2 protein-coding genes are annotated in these 3,684 nt (G+C 49.9%); both read left to right on the top strand.

Features of this window, described 5'->3' with window-relative positions:
• Nucleotides 1–159 precede the first annotated feature (159 nt).
• Nucleotides 160–2,319, top strand: a complete 2,160-nt coding sequence (gene kdpB, locus PX482_RS06865) for a potassium-transporting ATPase subunit KdpB (protein WP_288122238.1) — start codon at nt 160–162, stop codon at nt 2,317–2,319.
• Nucleotides 2,319–3,542: a DNA cytosine methyltransferase gene (locus PX482_RS06860; RefSeq protein WP_353852425.1), complete on the top strand. Its 1,224-nt coding sequence runs from the start codon at nt 2,319–2,321 to the stop codon at nt 3,540–3,542. The genes kdpB and PX482_RS06860 overlap by 1 nt, the downstream gene beginning before the upstream one ends.
• Nucleotides 3,543–3,684 lie beyond the last annotated feature (142 nt).

Raw genomic sequence — 3,684 nt, 5'->3', positions numbered from 1 at the left:
TTTACCAGTTTTGAGGTGGCCAATTACCTAATTTTCAGGGAAAAAGTGCCTAAATTTCCCCCCGATCACTCCCAGATCCAGTACTTTTTGATTGACAAAAGGTCTAAAAGTCTTACCCAACAAGGTTTTTAGATTTATTCAACCAGCCCTAGATAATTTATGAGAACGAACAAAGGAAATTCTAAATCCTCCCGCCCGTTGCGAGTGCCGAGAGGTCGCAGGGACGACCGCCGCCACACCCCCAAGGTAAACCGGACAGGTCTCTATCAACGCGCGATCCGGCAGTCCTTCCTCAAACTCGACCCGCGCATCGCCGTGCGTAACCCGGTCCTGTTCGTGGTCTGGTTAGGAACGATCGTCACGGCCCTGGTCACGATCGACCCGCATCTATTCGGCACGATCGCCGGGGATAGGGGACAACAACGGCTACTTAACGGCATCATCACCCTCATCCTCTTCTTCACGGTGCTGTTCGCCAACTTCGCCGAGGCGATCGCCGAGGGACGGGGAAAAGCCCAGGCCGATGCCCTGCGCTCCACCCGCAGCGACACGATGGCCCAGAAAATCCTTGCCGACGGCTCGATCGAGTCGGTCAGTTCCACGGCCTTGGGTCGGGGCGATCGGGTAAAACTGGTGGCCGGGGACGTGATTCCCGCCGACGGGGAAGTGATCGAGGGAATCGGTTCGGTGGATGAATCGGCGATCACCGGAGAATCGGCCCCCGTCCTCAAACAACCCGGAACCGACATCGCCAGTTCCGTCACCGGCGGCACCAGGCTTCTCTCGGACGAGTTGACAGTGCGGATCACTCAAGATCCCGGCCAGGGTTTTATCGATCGCATGATCTCCCTCGTGGAAGGGGCCGAGCGCACGAAAACCCCCAACGAGATCGCGCTGACGGTACTTCTGGCCGTGTTAACCCAAGTCTTTCTAATTGTCGTCGCCACGATTCCGCCGATCGGGAACTATATCGCCGGTTTCCTGGAAACGAGCCTCGGGCCGGCGGTTGCGGATACCTTTCGGGCCGGTTCCAGTATCGCCATCTTGATCTCGCTCCTCGTCGCCCTCATTCCCACGACGATCGGCGGTTTATTGAGCGCGATCGGCATCGCCGGGATGGATCGTGTGGCTCAGTTTAACGTCATCGCCACCTCCGGGCGCGCGGTGGAAGCCTGCGGCGACGTGAATACCCTCCTTCTCGACAAAACGGGAACGATCACCCTCGGAAACCGACTGGCTGACGAATTTATCCCCGTGAACGGTCATAACCTCGAGGAATTAGCCCGCATCTGTCTAGCGGCCAGCCTTTTCGACGAAACCCCGGAAGGACGCTCGATCATTGCCTTAGCCCGGAATTTGGGCGCGAACCTCGATATCGATGGCCAACCCGGCGAGGGAATCGAATTCTCCGCTCGTACCCGCATGAGCGGCACCGATAGGGCCGGCGAGGAATACCGTAAGGGAGCCGTAGACGCGATTAAAGGTTTCGTCCGTTCCCGCGGTGGTTCCGTTCCCGAAACCCTCGATGAGGCACAGGAAAGGGTTTCCCGTTTGGGGGGGACTCCCCTCGCCGTCTGTCGGGGTAACGATATCTACGGGGTGATCTATCTCAAGGACATCGTGAAGCCGGGATTAAAAGAGCGTTTCGACCAATTACGGCGCATGGGTGTGAGAACGATCATGCTCACCGGCGACAACCAGATCACGGCGGCGGTGATCGCGGCGGAGGCGGGGGTGGATGATTTTATCGCCGAGGCCACCCCAGAAGATAAGATCGAGGTGATCCGTCGCGAGCAATCCCAGGGCAAGTTAGTTGCCATGACGGGGGACGGCACTAACGACGCACCGGCACTGGCCCAGGCTAATGTCGGTGTGGCGATGAACTCCGGAACCCAAGCGGCGAAGGAGGCGGCCAATATGGTGGATCTCGATTCCGACCCGACCAAGCTGATCGATTTAGTGACCATCGGCAAACAGTTACTCATTACCCGCGGCGCCCTGACCACGTTTTCGGTAGCCAACGATATCGCCAAGTATTTCGCCATTATCCCGACAATTTTCGCTGCCGCTGGGATCGGTGCTTTAAATATCATGGGTTTGAAAAGCACTCAATCGGCGATCGTCTCGGCCCTGATCTACAATGCCCTGATTATCCCCGTTTTGATTCCCCTAGCACTTAAAGGCGTTCAATTTCGCCCGCTCACTGCTGACCAACTATTGCGGCGTAATATCCTCATCTACGGCGTGGGAGGCATGATTGCGCCGTTTATTGCTATTAAGATTATTGATGAGATAATTTCAGCGATCGGGTTGAGGTAATGGGAAAATCGGCAATATTTAAGCCTAGTTTATTCGGATTGAAGCACTCGAATCGGGATTTTAGCCAAAAAGAAACATGGGGTAAAAATCAATTTAACTCCTCATTTCCAGCTTCTTTGTGCGCTTACTTGGATGGGAAAGGACTGAAAAATGTCTATCTGAAACTCGATGAAAATTTAAAAGTTCAACCGGCGGAGTTAAGTACACAAGAGTTATACGGTCTAGCTCCCGATTCCGATAATTTATTTTATGCTTTCGAGAGTCAATTTAGAGGAGGGAGCAAAATGATCACAATCGATTTATTCGCTGGTTGTGGTGGTTTATCTTTAGGTTTCCAGAAAGCGGGGTTTACTATTGTGGCCGCATTTGATAATTGGATACCTGCTATAGATGTCTATAGAAATAACTTTAGTCATCCGATATTTAATGTCGATTTATCTAGAGAATCTAGCCAAGAAATATTTGCTCAATATAATCCTGAGATTATTGTCGGCAGCCCTCCTTGTCAAGACTTTTCCAGTGCTGGGAAGAGAGACGAGGGTTTAGGACGAGCGAATCTAACGCTCACATTCGCCGAAATTGTAACTGGAGTAAGTCCGCAATGGTTTGTTATGGAAAATGTGGATAGAATTGAGAAAAGTAAAATACTCACTCAAGCAAAACAAATTTTTAAAAGCCATGGTTATGGTTTAACTGAAAAAGTTATTAATTCTTGTTACTGCGGAGTTCCTCAAACTAGAAAAAGATATTTTCTGATCGGTAAAATGAAGGAAGAAGATGATTTTTTAATCGATGAGATCAATGAAAATCTATCAAGTCAACCTCTGACTGTATTTGACTATATGGGCAAAGAATTAGATATAGAATACTATTATAGACATCCTAGAAGCTATCAAAGAAGGGCGATATTCAGTATTTATGAACCTAGCCCTACTATTCGAGGAGTAAATCGACCAGTTCCCAAAACCTATCGACAACATCCCGGTGATGCTTGTCATCTTCATGAAAAATTAAGACCGCTAACAACGAGGGAGCGAAGCTATATTCAAACTTTTCCTAAAGACTTTATTTTTGCTGGAACAAAATCTAATCTAGAACAAATGATTGGCAATGCTGTTCCTATTAATTTGGCTAGATATGTGGGCCAATGTATTCTTAACTATGAATTGAAAAAGGAGAACAAGACAACCTATCGACAACTACAGCTAAGTAAGTGGTTATAATTAAATTGAAAATAGATTTTGTCTTTGATCCCCCCTTAATCCCCCCTTGATAAGGGGGGTGTCGATCCCCCCTTAATCCCCCCTTGATAAGGGGGGTGTCGATCCCCCCTTAATCCCCCCTTGATAAGGGGGGTGTCGATCC

It is taken from the genome of Microcystis sp. M53602_WE12, assembly GCF_030065455.1.
Taxonomy (GTDB): Bacteria; Cyanobacteriota; Cyanobacteriia; order Cyanobacteriales; family Microcystaceae; genus Microcystis; species Microcystis aeruginosa.
The sequence above is the reverse complement of the archived record's forward strand: the minus strand, read 5'-3'. Positions and strand labels throughout refer to the sequence as shown.

Coding starts and splice junctions, on each gene's coding strand:
- kdpB (WP_288122238.1), top strand. CDS start 160: ATGAGAACGAACAAAGGAAATTCTAAATCCTCCCGCCCGTTGCGAGTG.
- PX482_RS06860 (WP_353852425.1), top strand. CDS start 2,319: ATGGGAAAATCGGCAATATTTAAGCCTAGTTTATTCGGATTGAAGCAC.